The organism is Kitasatospora sp. NPDC088779 (assembly GCF_040685395.1).
GTDB lineage: Bacteria > Actinomycetota > Actinomycetes > Streptomycetales > Streptomycetaceae > Kitasatospora.
The window spans coordinates 1-15,387 of record NZ_JBFBHW010000013.1; the positions used below are offsets into that span (position 1 = coordinate 1).

The window sequence follows — 15,387 nt, forward strand, 5'->3', positions numbered from 1 at the left end:
GGGGTGGAGTTGACCGGTACTAATAGGCCGAGGGCTTGTCCTCAGTTGCTCGCGTCCACTGTGTTGTTCTGAAACAACGACCCCAACCCGTTTGGTCACGGGGTTGGTGCGGTTGACAGTTTCATAGTGTTTCGGTGGTCATAGCGTGAGGGAAACGCCCGGTTACATTCCGAACCCGGAAGCTAAGCCTTACAGCGCCGATGGTACTGCAGGGGGGACCCTGTGGGAGAGTAGGACGCCGCCGAACAATTATTCCGAAAAGACCCCCTCCCGTCCGGGAGGGGGTCTTTTTGCATTTCCCGGAGACAGGGCAGAAGGCTTTCACGCCGGCCCGGCCGAGGGGGGCGGGCGCCGTCAATATGTCGCTAAAACCGCATGATCAGTCCACTGATCAGCGGAAAATCGCCGCTCACGCCGTAGTCTCGAAGGGAAGGGGAACAGGTGTCCGGGGGTGGCCCCGGAGCAGAGCCGGATCAAGAATGGTGCTCATGGGACGAGGCAGGCTGCGCATCTACCTTGGGGCGGCCCCCGGGGTCGGCAAGACGTACGCCATGCTCGCCGAGGCGCACCGGCGACAGCAGCGTGGCACGGACGTCGTGGTGGCGTTCGTGGAGGATCACGGCCGGCGGCTCACCGCGGAGCTCGTCGACGGGCTGGAGGTCGTGCCGCGCCGGCAGCTGGTGCACCGGGAGGCCACGTTCGCCGAGATGGACGTGGACGCCGTCCTCGCCCGCCGCCCGCAGGTGGCGCTGGTGGACGAGCTGCCGCACACCAACATCCCCGGCTGCCGCAACGCCAAGCGCTGGCAGGACGTCGAGGAGCTGCTGGCGGCCGGGATCGACGTGATCTCCACCGTCAACATCCAGCACCTGGAGTCGCTCGGCGACGCCGTCGAGGGCATCACGGGGGTGCGCCAGCGCGAGACCGTGCCGGACGCGGTGGTGCGCCGGGCCGACCAGATCGAGCTGGTCGACATGTCGCCGCAGGCGCTGCGGCGGCGGCTGGCGCACGGCAACGTGTACGCGCCGGAGAAGATAGACGCGGCCCTGGCCAACTACTTCCGCCCGGGCAACCTGACCGCGCTGCGCGAGCTGGCGCTGTTGTGGACCGCCGACCGGGTCGACGAGTACCTGCAGAAGTACCGGGCCGAGCAGGGCATCGAGGGCACCTGGCAGGCCCGGGAGCGGATCGTGGTGGGCCTGACCGGCGGCCCCGAGGGGGCGACGCTGATCCGGCGGGCGGCCCGGATCGCGGCCCGTGTCTCGGGCGGCGAGCTCCTCGCCGTCCACATCTCCCGTTCGGACGGGCTCTCGGGCACCGGCTCCCCGCAGACGCTGATCGAGCAGCGGGCCCTGGTGGAGAGCCTCGGCGGCTCCTTCCACGCCGTCCTCGGCGACGACCCGGCCGCCGGGCTGCTGGACTTCGCCCGGGGCGTGAACGCGACCCAGATCGTGCTGGGCACCAGCCGACGGCCGGCCTGGCAGTACCTCTACGGGCCTGGCGTCGGCACCACGGTGACCCGGGAGGCCGGCGACATCGACATCCACATGGTCACCCACGAGCACGCCGGGCACGGACGCGGGCGGGTGCCGGTGCGCCGGATCACCGACCTGGGCCGCCCCCGTACCATCGCGGGCTGGCTGATCGGGATGGCTGGTCCACCGGTGCTGGCGCTGGTGCTGACCGCGATCGGCGGGCTGGGCCTGTCCACCGACATGCTGCTGTTCCTGTCGCTGACGGTGTGCGCGGCGCTGGTCGGCGGGCTGCTGCCGGCGATCGGGTCGGCGCTGGTCGCCTCGTCGGTGCTGAACTACTACTTCACGCCGCCGATCCACACCTTCACGATCAACGAGCCGCAGAACATCATGGCGGTGGCGATATTCACCGTGGTCGGCATCTCGGTCGCCTCCGTGGTCGACCTGGCGGCCCGGCGCACCCACCAGGCGGCCCGCAGCCAGACGGAGGCGCAGACGCTCAGCGCGCTGGCCGGTACCGTGCTGCGCGGCGCGCCGAACGGGGACGGGGTGCTGACCGCGCTGATGGAGCAGGTCCGGGAGACCTTCGGGCAGGAGAGCGCCGCGCTGCTGGAGCGTCCGGAGCCGCTCGGTGCCTGGGTGCCGGTCGCCACCGCCGGGCCGCGCCCGCCGGAGCGGCCGGAGGAGGCCGACGTGGACGTCCCGGTCGGCGACAGCCTGGCGCTGGTGCTGCGCGGCCGGGTGCTGCCGGGGGCGGACCGGCGCCTGCTCGGGGCGTTCGCCGCGCAGGCGGCCGTGGTGCTGGAGCGCCGCCGGCTGGCCCGGGAGGCCGCGGCGGCCCGCCGGGAGGCGGAGGGCAACCGGATCCGCACCGCCCTGCTGGCGGCGGTCTCGCACGACCTGCGCACCCCGCTGGCGGGGATCAAGGCGTCCGTCACCTCGTTGCGGGCGGCCGACGTCGAGTGGGCGCCGGAGGACGAGGCGGAGCTGCTGGCCGGCATCGAGGCCGGGGCCGACCGGCTCGACCACCTGATCAACAACCTGCTGGACATGAGCCGGTTGCAGACCGGTACCGTCACCCCGCTGATCCAGGAGACCGACCTGGACGAGGTGGTGCCGTTCGCCCTCGGCGGGGTGCCGCCCGAGTCCGTGCGCCTCGACGTCCCGGAGACGCTGCCGATGATCCGGGCCGACGGCGGCCTGCTGGAGCGTTCGCTGGCCAACCTGGTCGAGAACGCCGTCAAGTACAGCCCGGACGGCGTCAAGGTGCTGGTCAAGGCCGACGCGCTGCGTCAGCCGGGCGGTTCCGGGCGGGTCGAGCTGCGGATCGTGGACCGCGGCCCGGGCGTGCCCGAGGACGCCAAGGAGCGGATCTTCGCGCCGTTCCAGCGCTACGGGGACGCGCCGCGCGGCGCCGGGGTGGGGCTCGGGCTCGCGGTGGCGCGCGGCTTCGTCGAGGCGATGGACGGTACCGTCACCGCCGAGGACACCCCCGGCGGCGGCCTCACCATGGTCGTCAGCCTGCCCGCCGCCGAGCGGCCGCCGGAACCGGGGGAGGCGGCCGGTGACGGGCACGATCCGCTGTCGCGGCTGATCACGTGACAGCCGGTGGCCTGCCGCTCCGGCCTGTCGTTCCTCGCTTCCGCACGTCGTATGTTCAGCAAGTCCCACAGTCCGTAAGTCCGACAGCCCTGAAAGGCGGAGCCCGTAAATGACCCGGGTCCTCGTCGTGGACGACGAACCGCAGATCGTCCGCGCGCTGGTGATCAACCTCAAGGCCCGCAAGTACGAGGTCGACGCGGCCCATGACGGCGCGAGCGCCCTGGAACTGGCCGCCGCCCGCCATCCCGACGTCGTCGTCCTCGACCTGGGCCTGCCCGACATGGACGGCGTCGAGGTGATCCGCGGCCTGCGCGGCTGGACCAGGGTGCCGATCATCGTGCTGTCGGCCCGGCACGCCTCCGACGAGAAGGTCGAGGCCCTGGACGCCGGTGCCGACGACTACGTCACCAAGCCGTTCGGCATGGACGAGCTGCTCGCCCGGATGCGCGCCGCCGTACGCCGCGCCGAGCCGGTCGCGGGCGAGGACGACTCGCTGGTCGTCACCGAGAGCTTCACCGTCGACCTCGCCGCCAAGAAGGTCAACCGGGACGGCACCGACGTCCGCCTCACCCCGACCGAGTGGCACCTGCTGGAAGTGCTGGTCCGCAACGCCGGCCGACTGGTCAGCCAGACCCAGCTGCTCCAGGAGGTGTGGGGCCCCGCCTACCGCACCGAGACCAACTACCTGCGGGTCTACCTCGCCCAACTGCGCCGCAAGCTGGAGCGCGACCCCTCGCACCCGCGCCACTTCATCACCGAACCGGGCATGGGCTACCGCTTCGAGAGCTGACCCCCGGGGCGCCCCCGGTGGCCGTACGGCCTGCCGCCGGGGGTGCGGAAACCGGTACCCTTCCGGCATGAGTGGTGACAACAGCAGCGACCAGCCGCAGGGGCGATTCCGCCGCATGCTCAGCCGGCTGACCTCCTCGGCCGAGGAGCTGCAGGCCGAGGAGCTGCGCCAGGAGAGCGCGGCGGAGTCGGGCTGCACGCCGATCGCCGGCTGCGCGGACCGCGAGCTGGTCACCGTCGCGGGCACGCTGCGCACGGTGACGCTCCGCCCGCGGGCCGGGGTGCCGGCGCTGGAGGCCGAACTCTTCGACGGCACCGAGGCGCTGGACGTGGTCTGGCTCGGCCGCCGCTCGATCGCGGGCATAGAGCCGGGCCGCCGGCTCGTCGCCAGCGGCCGGATCAGCCACGCACGCGGGCGCCGCGTGCTGTTCAACCCCCGCTATGAGCTGCGTCCGGTCGGACACGGGAGCGAATGAGCGTGAGCAACCAGCCCGGCGGCGAGTCCGCCGCCCAGCTTGACCTGGCCGCGAACCACCACGCGCCGCCCGGCCCGCACGGACCCGGGGCCGCGGCCGACGCGGCCGTCCGCGAGGCCGTCGTCGCCAAGGAGGCCGCCGACAGCGCGGCCGAGGAGGCCGCCCGCAAGGCCGCCGCCTCCAAGGAAGCGGCCGACACCATTCTGCAGGCCTTCGGCGGCGTGCGCGGCATGATCGACATGACGCTGCCCGGCCTGGTCTTCATCGTCACCTTCAACATCACCCACCAGGTCAGCTCCGCCGCCTGGGCCGCGCTGGGCCTGTGCGCGGTGTTCGTGGTGACCAGGCTGGCCCGGCGGGAGACCGTCCAGCACGCCTTCAGCGGGGTGTTCGGCGTCGCCCTCGGCGCCTGGATCTCGATGAAGAGCGGTCGCGCCGAGGACTTCTACCTGCCCGGCCTGCTGTGGAACGTCGGCTACTGCATCGCCCTGGCGGTCTCCGCCCTGGTGCGCTGGCCGATGATCGGCGTGATGCTCGGCCCGGTCACCGGCGAGATGTTCACCTGGCGCAAGGAGAACCCGGGCCGGTTCGCCGCCTACACCAAGGCGACCTGGGCCTGGGTGGTGATCATGGGCCTCAAGCCGGTGATCCTCTTCCCGCTGTACTTCACCCACAACGTCAACCTGCTCGGCTGGCTCAAGGTCGCCCTCGGCATCCCGCCGATGCTGCTGGCGATGTACGTCACCTGGCAGATCCTGCTCAAGGCGCCGCCGCCGATCAAGGCGCAGTTCGACGACGACGAGGAGCCGGCCCGCTAGCCGGAGCCCCGGCCGGCCGGTCCGAACGCGACGGGCGAGGGCCCGCACCCACCAGGGGTGCGGGCCCTCGCCCGTGTCCGGTCCGCGCCTTCGGCCCTACTGGGCGCCGGAGGACGCCGACAGCAGGTCCTCCAGTTCCTCCTCGCGCTCCTGTGCGGCCACGAAGAGCAGCTCGTCGCCGCCCTCCAGGGTGTCGTCCTTACCCGGCACCAGCACCCGGCCCTCGCGGATGATCGTCACCAGCGCGGTGTCCTGCGGCCAGGCCACGTCGCCCACCCGGGTGCCGACCAGCTCGGTGTCGGCGGCCAGGGTCAGCTCGACCAGGTTGGCGTTGCCCTGGCTGAAGCGCATCAGCCGGACCAGGTCGCCGACGCTGACCGCCTCCTCGACCAGGGCGGACATCAGACGCGGGGTGGACACGGCCACGTCCACGCCCCAGGACTCGTTGAAGAGCCACTCGTTCTTCGGGTTGTTCACCCGGGCGACCACCCGCGGCACCGCGTACTCGGTCTTGGCGAGCAGCGAGACGACCAGGTTCACCTTGTCGTCGCCGGTCGCAGCGATCACCACGTGGCAGCGCTGCAGGGCCGCCTCGTCCAGCGAGGTGATCTCGCAGGCGTCGGCCAGCAGCCACTCCGCCATGGGTACCCGCTCCACCGAGATGGAGTTGGGGTTCTTGTCTATCAGCAGGACCTCGTGCCCGTTCTCCAGCAGCTCGCCCGCGATCGAGCGACCCACGGCACCAGCCCCGGCAATGGCGACCCGCATCAGTGACCCTCCTCCTTCGGCCCCTGCGCGAACGCGGCCTCGACCGCCGTCAGGTCGCCCCGGCGCAGCATCACGTGCACCAGGTCGCCCTCCTGCACCACCATCTGGGGCGAGGGCAGCACGCCCTCGCCGAGCCGGGTGACGAACGCCACCCGGGCGCCGGAGGACTCCTCCAGCACGCTGATGCGGTGACCGACCCAGCCCGGGGCGTAGGCGACCTCGGCCAGCTGGACGCCGCCGCTCGGGTCCTGCCACAGCGGCTCGGCGCCGCTCGGCAGCAGCCGGCGCAGCATCTGGTCGGCGGTCCACCGGACCGTCGCCACGGTCGGGATGCCCAGGCGCTGGTAGACCTCGGCGCGGCGGGGGTCGTAGATCCGGGCCGCGACGTTCTCCACGCCGAAGTTCTCCCGGGCCACCCGCGCGGCGATGATGTTGGAGTTGTCGCCGCTGGAGACCGCGGCGAACGCGCCGGCCTCCTCGATGCCCGCCTCGCGCAGGGTGTCCTGGTCGAAGCCGACGCCGGTCACCCGGCGCCCGTTGAACCCGGCGCCCAGCCGACGGAACGCGGTCGGGTCCTGGTCGACCACGGCCACCGAGTGGCCCTGTTTCTCCAGGGCTCTGGCGAGGGCCGAGCCCACGCGGCCGCAGCCCATGATGACGATGTGCACCGGCGCTACCTCACCCGTCCCGTAGGGTTCTTGACCTGCGCAAACACCGTTCATCTCCCTTTCCCGCCCGGCTTCCCTGGGCGAGCGTTCTTGTGGGGCGCCGACTCACAACGTGAGTGTTGCCCGCCGACTCGTATCCGACACGCTAGCCGGTCCATAGAACGCAGTCGCGACGAAGGGGGGGACAAACGGCGGAGCCCGGCCCGGGAAGCCCCTACGATTCCTTAACGTGCCTATGCCGACTGACCTACCGAAACGCATCCTGATCGGGCGCGCCCTGCGCAGCGACAAATTGGGCGAAACACTTCTGCCCAAGCGGATCGCGCTGCCCGTCTTCGCCTCGGACGCGCTCTCCTCGGTCGCGTACGCCCCCGAGGAAATCCTGCTGACGCTCTCCGTGGCGGGTGCCTCGGCGATCCACTTCTCCTGGCAGATCGGCGTCGTCGTCGCGATCGTGATGCTCGCGGTGGTCGCCTCCTACCGGCAGAACGTGCACGCCTACCCGAGCGGCGGCGGCGACTACGAGGTCGCGACCGTCAACCACGGGCCCAAGTCGGGGCTCGTCGTCGCCAGCGCCCTGATGGTCGACTACGTGCTCACCGTGGCCGTCTCGACGACCTCGGGCGTCGCCAACGTCGTCTCCGCCGTCCCCGCGCTGCGCGGCCACGAACTGACCCTGTCGGTCATCGTCGTGGTGGTGCTGATGGGCATGAACCTGCGCGGCGTCCGCGAATCCGGCACCGCCTTCGCCGTCCCGACGTACGCCTTCATGATCGGCGTCATCGGCATGGTCGGCTACGGCTTCGTCCGGCACTTCCTGCTCGGCCAGGACATGCCCGCCGAGAGCTCCGGATTCCACCTCGCCGCCACCCCCGGCAACGAATCGCTGGCCGGGTTCGCCATGGTGTTCCTGCTGCTCAAGTCGTTCTCCTCCGGCTGCGCCGCGCTCACCGGCGTGGAGGCCATCTCCAACGGCGTGCCGGCCTTCCGCAAGCCCAAGAGCAAGAACGCCGCCACCACCCTGCTGATGATGGCCAGCATCGCCGTGGTGATGTTCATGGGCATCATCTGGCTGGCCCGCCTCACCGGCGTGCAGATGGCCGAGAACCCGGCCGAGCAGCTCGTCGGCTCCTCGCCCGGCTACCACCAGAAGACCGCGCTCGCCCAGATCAGCGAAGCCGTCTTCAACAACTTCACGCCCGGCTTCTACTTCGTCGCCGCCGTCACCGGCCTGATCCTGGTGCTCGCCGCGAACACCGCCTTCAACGGCTTCCCGGTGCTCGGCTCGATCCTCGCCCAGGACCGCTACCTGCCGCGCCAGCTGCACACCCGCGGCGACCGGCTGGCCTTCTCCAACGGCATCATCCTGCTGGCGATCGCCGCGATCCTGTTCGTCATCGCCTTCGACGCGGACCCCAACCGGCTGATCCAGCTCTACATCGTCGGCGTCTTCGTCTCCTTCAACATGAGCCAGTCCGGCATGATCCGGCACTGGACCCGGCTGCTGCGCACCGAGACCGACCCGGCCAAGCGCCGCCACATGCAGCGCAGCCGGGCGATCAACACCTTCGGCCTGGTGATGACCATGGCCGTGCTGATCGTCGTCCTGGTCACCAAGATCAGCCACGCCTGGATCGCGATCGCCGCGATGGTCGTGCTCTTCGTGATGATGAAGGGCATCCGCCGCCACTACGACCGGGTCTCCGAGGAGCTCATCGCCGCCGAGGAGCCGGACGACGTGGTGCTGCCCACCCGGGTGCACGCCATCGTGCTGGTCTCCAAGCTGCACAAGCCCGCGCTGCGCGCCCTCGCCTACGCCAGGCTCGCCCGCGCCCACACCCTGGAGGCCGTGACCGTCAACGTCGACCCGGCCGACACGGCGGCGCTGCGCCGGGAATGGGACGAGCGCGGCATCGAGGTGCCGCTCAAGGTGCTGGACTCGCCGTTCCGCGAGATCACCGGGCCCGTCCTCGACTACGTGAAGAACCTGCGCCGCAGCAGCCCGCGCGAGGTGGTGTCGGTCTACATCCCCGAGTACGTGGTCGGCCACTGGTACGAGCACCTGCTGCACAACCAGAGCGCGCTGCGGCTCAAGGGGCGGCTGCTGTTCAAGCCCGGGGTGATGGTCACCTCGGTGCCGTGGCAGCTGGAGTCCTCCGAGCGGCGCAAGCCGCAGAAGGCCTGGTCGGCGCCGGGTGCCGTCCGGCGTGGCGAGCCTCGGGCGCCGAAGGCCGTAAAGTCGAAGGTCCCCGTTATGCCAGACGCCACCGCTGACAGCAGCAAGGACTCCGCCCAGTGACCCGCAACACCCCGTCCCGCTCCTCCGGATCCTCGGGCAAGGGCGCCCGCAAGGGCGCCGCCAAGCCCGGCAAGGTCGCCCGGCCGCGCTGGGGCAAGCCCGTGCGCCCGGCCGCCACCGACCGCGACGGCTTCACCGCGCAGACCGCGCCGCTCGCGCCGGGCGAGCCTGCTCCCGCGCGTCCGGCGGAAGCCGACACGGGGAAGCCGAAGGCCGCCCGTACGCAGAAGACCGACAGTGCGCAGAAGGCCGAGCGCTCCAAGGACGGTGCGCCGAAGGGCGACCGTGCGCGGGGATCCCGCGCGCAGGCGTCCCGCACGCCGGGGGAGCGGCCGCGCAAGCAGGCGGTGCGGCCGCCGAAGGCGCTGCGCACCGCGCCGCGGGCCGCGCGCCCCGAGACGCCGTCCGGCGATCCGCTGGTCGGCCAGCGCTACGAGGTCGAGGTCGGCCCGGTCGCGCACGGCGGCGGGCACTGCGTGGCCCGGTACGAGGGCCGGGTGCTGTTCGTCCGGCACGCGCTGCCCGGCGAGAAGGTGGTCGCACTGGTCACCGAGGGCACCTCCACCTCCCGGTTCCTGCGGGCCGACGCGGTCGAGATCCTGGAACCCGCCAAGGAGCGGATCGCGCCGCCGTGCCCGTTCTCCGGGCCCGGCAAGTGCGGCGGCTGCGACTGGCAGCACGTCACCCCGGGCGGGCAGCGCAAGCTCAAGGGGCAGGTGCTGACCGAGCAGCTGGCCAAGCTGGCCGGTCTCACCCCGGCCGAGGCGGGCTGGGACGGCAGCGTCGAGCCGGTCGGCGGCAAGCTGCCGGCCGGGCAGGTGCCGACCTGGCGCACCCGCGTGCAGTACGCCGTGGACCAGGAGACCGGGAAGGTCGGCCTGCGCAAGCACCGCTCGCACGAGGTGCAGCCGGTGGACCGCTGCCTGATCGCCGCCGAGGGCGTCACCGAACTCGGCATCGAGGCCCGCGACTGGCCGGGCATCGCCTCGGTCGAGGTGATCGCCGCGAGCGGATCCTCGGACCGCCAGGTGGTGCTCACCCCGCGCCCCGGCGCCCAGCTGCCGCTGGTCGAGCTGGACAAGCCGGTGTCGATCGCCCGGGTGGACGACCAGGGCGACATCCACCGCGTGCACGGTCGCAGCTTCGTGCGCGAGCGGGCGACCGGGCGGACCTGGCGGGTCAGCAACGGCGGCTTCTGGCAGATCCACCCCGAGGCGCCGGACACCCTGGTCGACGCCGTCCTGGACGGCCTGGACCCGCAGTGGGGCGAGAACGCGCTCGACCTGTACTGCGGCGTCGGCCTGTTCGCGGGCGCGCTGGCCGACCGGGTCGGCGAGGAGGGCGCGGTGCTCGGCATCGAGTCCTCCAAGCAGGCCGTGGCCGACGCCCGGCACAACCTGGCCGCGCTGGACAACGTGCGGATCGAGTGCGACCGCGTCGAGACGCTGCTGCCGCGCACCGGCATCACCGCCACCGACCTGATCGTCCTGGACCCGCCGCGCTCGGGCGCCGGGCGCGAGACCGTCGCGCACCTGGTCGGCCTGGAGGCGCGCCGGATCGCGTACGTCGCCTGCGACCCGGCGGCGCTCGCCCGGGACCTGGCGTTCTTCCGCGAGGGCGGCTACCGGCCGGTCTCGCTGCGGGCCTTCGACCTGTTCCCGATGACGCACCACTTCGAGTGCGTGGCGGTCCTGGAGCCGATCGGGAAGTGACCCGGCGGCCCTCCGGGGTGCCGGCCGGCTTCGACGGGCGCTGATCGCGTTCGAGGCGGTCCGGGGGGCTCCGGGGACTCCGAGGGCTCCGGGTAGTTCGGCGGAGGAGACGGCAGAGGAGGCGGCACCCGTTCACGCGGGTGCCGCCTCCTCGCCGTTCCGGTGCGGGACGGTCAGGGCCGGTTGTGCTCCTCTTCGTCGGCGCTGTGCGGAAGGTCGATCCCGTGCTGGGCGGCGAGCCGGAGCAGTCCGGCGATCCGGCCCTCGTACGCCTGGACGCCGTCGGCGTCCCCTTCGGCCCGGGCCGCTGCGAGGTCCCGGCGGGCCTGGGTGAGCTGCTCGCGCAGCTCCTGGTCGAACATGGCTGTCATTGCCGGCCTCCAGACCGGTCGGTGCCGCTCCGCGGAACGCTCAGGAGAGTTCAGAGTCCCGGAAGGTGAAGAACTCTTCAAGTCTCGCTCGCCCCGGCGGGGCGGCGTCGGGCGGGGTGGCCGCGGAGGGCCACGGGGGGCTTCGGAGGATCTTCGGAGGGGCTTCGCGGGGGCCGGCGTCGGGCGGGGTGGCGGGTGCCGGGCCGGGCGGTCGCCGGGGTGGGGGTCAGGGAGTGGTCAGGGGGACGCAATGCGCCGGTAAAGGCCGCTGCCGGCGCCGCCGTTCGGCTCCCGGAGGGGGCTTGACGAGGTGATTCGCGCGGGGCGAAGGTGAGCGGCCGACATGTCATGTGTGCTGTTGCACAGCCACCGCCGGGGCCGCACCCTCCAGCCCGGAGCGGTCGGCCGGGAGGGTGCGGCCCTTGCGTGAGGGGGAGGGTCATGGAGCTGGAACTGCGGCACCTTCGCGTGCTGTGCGCCATCGCCGACACGGGGAGCGTCGGCAGGGCCGCCGTCCTGCTCGGCGCCTCGCAGCCCGCGACCAGTACGCAACTGCGCCGGATCGAACGCCACCTGGGCGCGCCACTGTTCGAGCGCACGGCCGTGGGCGTCGCGCCGACCTGCTTCGGTGTCGAGGTGGTGGCCGCCGCGCGCGACCTCCTCACCCGCGCCGACTGCCTCGGCCGCCGCCCGGCGGCCCCCGGCGAGCCGGCCCGCCAGGAGCTGCGCCTGGCCGCGACCATCTCGCCGATCCTGCCGGGACTGGTCACCAGGGCCCGGCACCAGCGGCCCGACCAGCGCTTCACGGTGACCTCCGTCTACCGCTCGTCGGACATCGTCGACCTGCTGGAGCAGGGTGACGCGGAGGCCGCCGTGGCCGTCGACTACCCGGGTCGGGAACTGCGCCACTCGCCGGCCGTCGCGCACCGCGGCATCGTCACCGAGCCCGCCTTCGTCGCACTCCCGGCGGGCCACCGGCTCCGGCACCGCACCGAGATCGCCCTGGTGGACCTGGCCGAGGAGGACTGGTTCCTCACCCCCGACGACGGGGCCGGCTGGCACGGCGTGTTCTACGGCGCCTGCGCCGCGGCGGGCTTCACCCCGGCGACCGTCCACGAGTTCCTCGGCGGGCGGCTGGAGCTGCAGGAGATGATCTCCGCCGGGCTCGGGATCTCCGTCGTCCAGGCGACCACCAGGCCGCTGGCCGAAGTGCTGGTCAAGCCGCTCGCCGGGACGCCGATCTGGGTCCGCCACCTGCTGGCCTGGCGGGCCGCCGGGGTGAGCGGCGAGGTGGTGGAGACGCTGTTCGGCGCGGCGGCCGCGGCCTACCGGGACCTGATCGCCAGTTCGCCGACCTTCCAGGCGTGGGCGGCGCGGACGTACCGGCCGGTCCGGCCGTAGGGAGGCCGGGTCCGGAGGGGGGAGGCCGGGTCCGGCCGGGGGGCCGGGGCGGGCGGCCGGTCCCGGTGGGGCGGTGTTATGCCCGCCACAGTCGATGTCATATGACCTGTGACATTGTTCTGGCGGGTCGCCCGATGGCAGGATCACGTCGACTTCCCCCAAGCCTCGGCAGTCGTCCAGTCACCTCCCCCACAGGAGAAGGACCCCGCAGTGCGCCTTCGCATACCCCTCCCCACGCTCATGGCCGGCGTCGTCGCCGGCTGTGCCACCGCCGCCACCCTGCTGCCCGTCCCCGCGCTCGCCGCGTCCGGGCCGGCCGCCCAGCCGCCGACCGGCGCCAGGTCGTCCGCCGCCGCCCCGGCGACGGCCGACGCCGCGTCGGCCGTCCCGAAGCCGCTGGGGGCCTTCCTCGCGGCCGATCCCTCCGAGGCCGCCGCCCCCGCCGCCAAGCCGCTGCCGCCGGCGCTGCTGGGCCAGGTCGTGATGGGCCAGCCGGCCGGCACCGTCGTGCAGACCGCGCCCCGCCCGGCCCAGCCGCACGCGCCCGCGGCCAAGCCGGGCAACTCCGCGGCCCAGCCGGGCAGTTCGGCCCGTGCCGTCGCCGGTGCGGCCGGTGCCGCCGCTGGTACGGCCGGTGCCGCCGCGCCGAGCTGCACCCCCGCCGACTTCGGCGGGCGCAGCGGCGCCGACCTGGTCTCCTTCCTCGAAGGCTCGACCACGGACTGCGTGAACACGCTGTTCAACGTCACCGGCACCGACGCGGGCAGGATCTTCAAGGAATCCCAGATGCTCACCGTCGCCAACGCCTACCAGGGCCTGGCGGCGAACTACACCGGGGACAACTCCACCGGCATCCTGCAGCTCGTGCTCTTCCTGCGGGCCGGGTACTACGTCCAGTCCAACAACGCGGACGCGGTCGGCCCCTACGACGCGGCGCTCACCACTGCCTCCAAGGCCGGGCTCGACGCCTTCTTCGCCGGCCGGCACTGGACCGACGTCACCGACAACAACGGCACCGTGCTCAACGAGGTGCTGGTCCTGACCGACAGCGCCAACGTGCAGGGCAGCTACCTGGGCGTCTACAAGCAGGTGCTGACCAGCTACAACAACTCGTACAACGCCTTCCCGAAGATGCTCAAGGCGGTCAACGCCGTGCTGTCCGCGCCGCTGTGGCGGGGCAACTGGAACAGCGACTTCGTCAGCGCGGTCGGCGCCGACCCGAGCATCGGCACCGTCCTGGGCGACTTCGCGCTCAACCACAAGGACCTGCTCGGCACCGCCAACGCCTACCTCGACGTCAACGCGGGCAACGACCTCGGCCGGATGGCCGGCGACGGCCCCGTCGTCGAGGCCGCGGTCAAGGGGAAGGTCAAGGCGGTGCTCGACGGCGCCCAGATCACCGGCGTCACCGGCCCGTTGTACGTCCACACCGCCTACCAGGCCAACGCCTTCGACCCCGGCCAGTGCTCGTACTACGGCACCTGCGACCTGCCGGCGAAGCTGACCGCGGCGGTGCTGCCGAACCAGCTGGTCTGCGACAACCGCACCATCCAGACCGAGTCGCTGTCGCCCGCCGACCTGGCCGCCGTCTGCACCAGCCTGCGCGGCGAGGACACCTTCTTCCACAACCTGGTGAAGGACAACGGCCCGGTCAACCCGTACGACAAGAACATGACCCTCGCGGTCTTCGCCAACCAGGCCGACTACCTGAACTACTCCTGGGCGATCTTCGGGAACTCCACCGACAACGGCGGCCAGACCGTCATGGACCCGACCGACCCGAACAACCGCGCCGTGTGCGTGATGTACCAGAAGTCGTGGAACGACGGCTTCACCGCCAACGTGTGGAACCTCAACCACGAGTACACGCACTACCTCGACGGCATCTACGACATGAAGGGCAACTTCTCCACCGAGATCTCCGTGCCCGACATCTGGTGGATCGAGGGCGTCGCCGAGTACGAGTCCTACGCCTACCGCGGCACCACCGACACCCAGGCGATGGCCGAGGCCGCCAAGCACACCTACAAGCTCAGCACCGTCTTCCAGAACACGTACGGCAACTCGGACTCGGTGCGCACCTACCCGTGGGGCTACCTCGCCGTCCGGTACATGTTCGAGAAGCACCCGGCCGACGTCTACGCCATGCTCGGCCACTTCCGCACCGGTGACTACCAGGGCGGCTACGCGGTCTACAACGGCATCGGCACCGGCTACGACGCCGACTTCGACGCCTGGCTCGACGGCTGCGCCGGCGGCGCCTGCTACGCGGCCGGCCCGACCGCGCTGTTCGCCCAGGCCGTCAACGGCGCCACCGTCACGCTGACCGACAAGTCCGTCCAGACCGGCCCCGGCCAGATCACCGCCTGGCACTGGACCTTCGGCGACGGGACCTCCTCCGACCAGCGGAACCCGAGCCACGGCTACGCCGCCGCGGGCACGTACACCGTCGCCCTGACCGTCACCGACGCCACCGGCAGGACCGCCAGCACCCCGGCCTCGGTCACCGTCACCACCGGCACCGGCGGCGGCACCACCCTGCCGACCTGCACCGACCCGCGCACCGACGCGCTCGGCCAGAACTGCTCCCGGTCCAACCTCACCGCCACCGCCGGCAACCTCGACTACCTGTACGTCTACCTGCCGGCCGGCGTCAGCACCCTGAAGATCAGCACCTCCGGCGGCACCGGCACCGCGTACCTGTACTACAACGCGGACACCTGGGCCTCGCCGAACGCCTTCACCGCCTCCTCCACCAACGCCGGCAGCACGCAGAGCATCACCGTCACCAACCCGACGGCCGGCTACCGCTACATCAGCCTCTACGCCAACACCGACTTCAGCGGGGTGACGGTCAGCACCCAGTTCTGATCCGGTCCCGCGTCCGCTCCCGGGCGGCCAGGCCCGCGGCACCCTGCCGCGGGCCTGGCCGCCCGGCGTCCGTGGGGGCGTCCGCCCGGTGTGCGCGCGCCCGGCGTGCGTGCGCCCTTGTTGTGCTAGCACTTCAG

11 protein-coding genes and 1 rRNA gene are annotated in these 15,387 nt (G+C 72.1%); 9 read left to right on the forward strand and 3 right to left on the reverse strand.

Translation table 11 applies throughout. The annotated features are described in order from the left end of the window. Window positions 1–130: 130 nt before the first annotated feature. From rrf to AB0P03_RS14570, 5 genes are all read left to right on the forward strand, one after another. A 5S ribosomal RNA gene (gene rrf / locus AB0P03_RS14550) occupies window positions 131–247 on the forward strand. Window positions 248–488: 241 nt separating this feature from the next. Then, window positions 489–3,077 (forward strand): sensor histidine kinase KdpD, encoded by a 2,589-nt coding sequence (locus AB0P03_RS14555; RefSeq protein WP_363588363.1) that lies wholly within the window; start codon window positions 489–491, stop codon window positions 3,075–3,077. 109 nt (window positions 3,078–3,186) lie between these two features. Further along, window positions 3,187–3,867 (forward strand): response regulator, encoded by a 681-nt coding sequence (locus tag AB0P03_RS14560; RefSeq protein WP_033351413.1) that lies wholly within the window; start codon window positions 3,187–3,189, stop codon window positions 3,865–3,867. Between the two features lie 67 nt (window positions 3,868–3,934). Then, window positions 3,935–4,342 (forward strand): OB-fold nucleic acid binding domain-containing protein, encoded by a 408-nt coding sequence (locus tag AB0P03_RS14565; RefSeq protein ID WP_063347599.1) that lies wholly within the window; start codon window positions 3,935–3,937, stop codon window positions 4,340–4,342. A 2-nt stretch (window positions 4,343–4,344) separates the two neighbouring features. Further along, window positions 4,345–5,160 carry a DUF3159 domain-containing protein gene (locus AB0P03_RS14570; protein WP_363588361.1) on the forward strand — a complete coding sequence of 272 codons (816 nt, stop codon included), beginning with the start codon at window positions 4,345–4,347 and terminating at the stop codon, window positions 5,158–5,160. Between the two features lie 96 nt (window positions 5,161–5,256). On the opposite strand, the gene AB0P03_RS14575 is transcribed toward AB0P03_RS14570, so the two are convergent. Both AB0P03_RS14575 and AB0P03_RS14580 read right to left on the reverse strand, forming a co-directional pair. Then, window positions 5,257–5,928 (reverse strand): TrkA family potassium uptake protein, encoded by a 672-nt coding sequence (locus AB0P03_RS14575; RefSeq protein ID WP_063347598.1) that lies wholly within the window; start codon window positions 5,926–5,928, stop codon window positions 5,257–5,259. Then, on the reverse strand, window positions 5,928–6,596 hold the full coding sequence (locus AB0P03_RS14580; RefSeq protein ID WP_363369779.1) for a TrkA family potassium uptake protein: 669 nt from the start codon (window positions 6,594–6,596) through the stop codon (window positions 5,928–5,930). The genes AB0P03_RS14575 and AB0P03_RS14580 overlap by 1 nt, the downstream gene beginning before the upstream one ends. Window positions 6,597–6,825: 229 nt before the next feature. On the opposite strand from AB0P03_RS14580, the gene AB0P03_RS14585 reads away from it, so the two are divergent. Both AB0P03_RS14585 and AB0P03_RS14590 read left to right on the forward strand, forming a co-directional pair. Next, on the forward strand, window positions 6,826–8,895 hold the full coding sequence (locus tag AB0P03_RS14585) for an APC family permease (protein WP_363588359.1): 2,070 nt from the start codon (window positions 6,826–6,828) through the stop codon (window positions 8,893–8,895). 365 nt (window positions 8,896–9,260) lie between these two features. Further along, window positions 9,261–10,607, forward strand: coding sequence for a class I SAM-dependent RNA methyltransferase (locus tag AB0P03_RS14590; RefSeq protein WP_363629276.1), 1,347 nt, complete (start codon window positions 9,261–9,263; stop codon window positions 10,605–10,607). A gap of 173 nt (window positions 10,608–10,780) precedes the next feature. Here the strand turns inward: AB0P03_RS14590 and AB0P03_RS14595 are convergent, their stop codons facing one another. Beyond that, window positions 10,781–10,978 carry a hypothetical protein gene (locus tag AB0P03_RS14595; RefSeq protein ID WP_363588357.1) on the reverse strand — a complete coding sequence of 66 codons (198 nt, stop codon included), beginning with the start codon at window positions 10,976–10,978 and terminating at the stop codon, window positions 10,781–10,783. 441 nt (window positions 10,979–11,419) lie between these two features. On the opposite strand from AB0P03_RS14595, the gene AB0P03_RS14600 reads away from it, so the two are divergent. Together AB0P03_RS14600 and AB0P03_RS14605 are read left to right on the forward strand one after the other, a co-directional pair. Beyond that, complete coding sequence (locus AB0P03_RS14600) at window positions 11,420–12,379, forward strand: LysR family transcriptional regulator (protein ID WP_363629161.1); 960 nt, start codon at window positions 11,420–11,422, stop codon at window positions 12,377–12,379. Between the two features lie 210 nt (window positions 12,380–12,589). Next, window positions 12,590–15,250: a collagenase gene (locus AB0P03_RS14605; RefSeq protein ID WP_363629163.1), complete on the forward strand. Its 2,661-nt coding sequence runs from the start codon at window positions 12,590–12,592 to the stop codon at window positions 15,248–15,250. Window positions 15,251–15,387 lie beyond the last annotated feature (137 nt).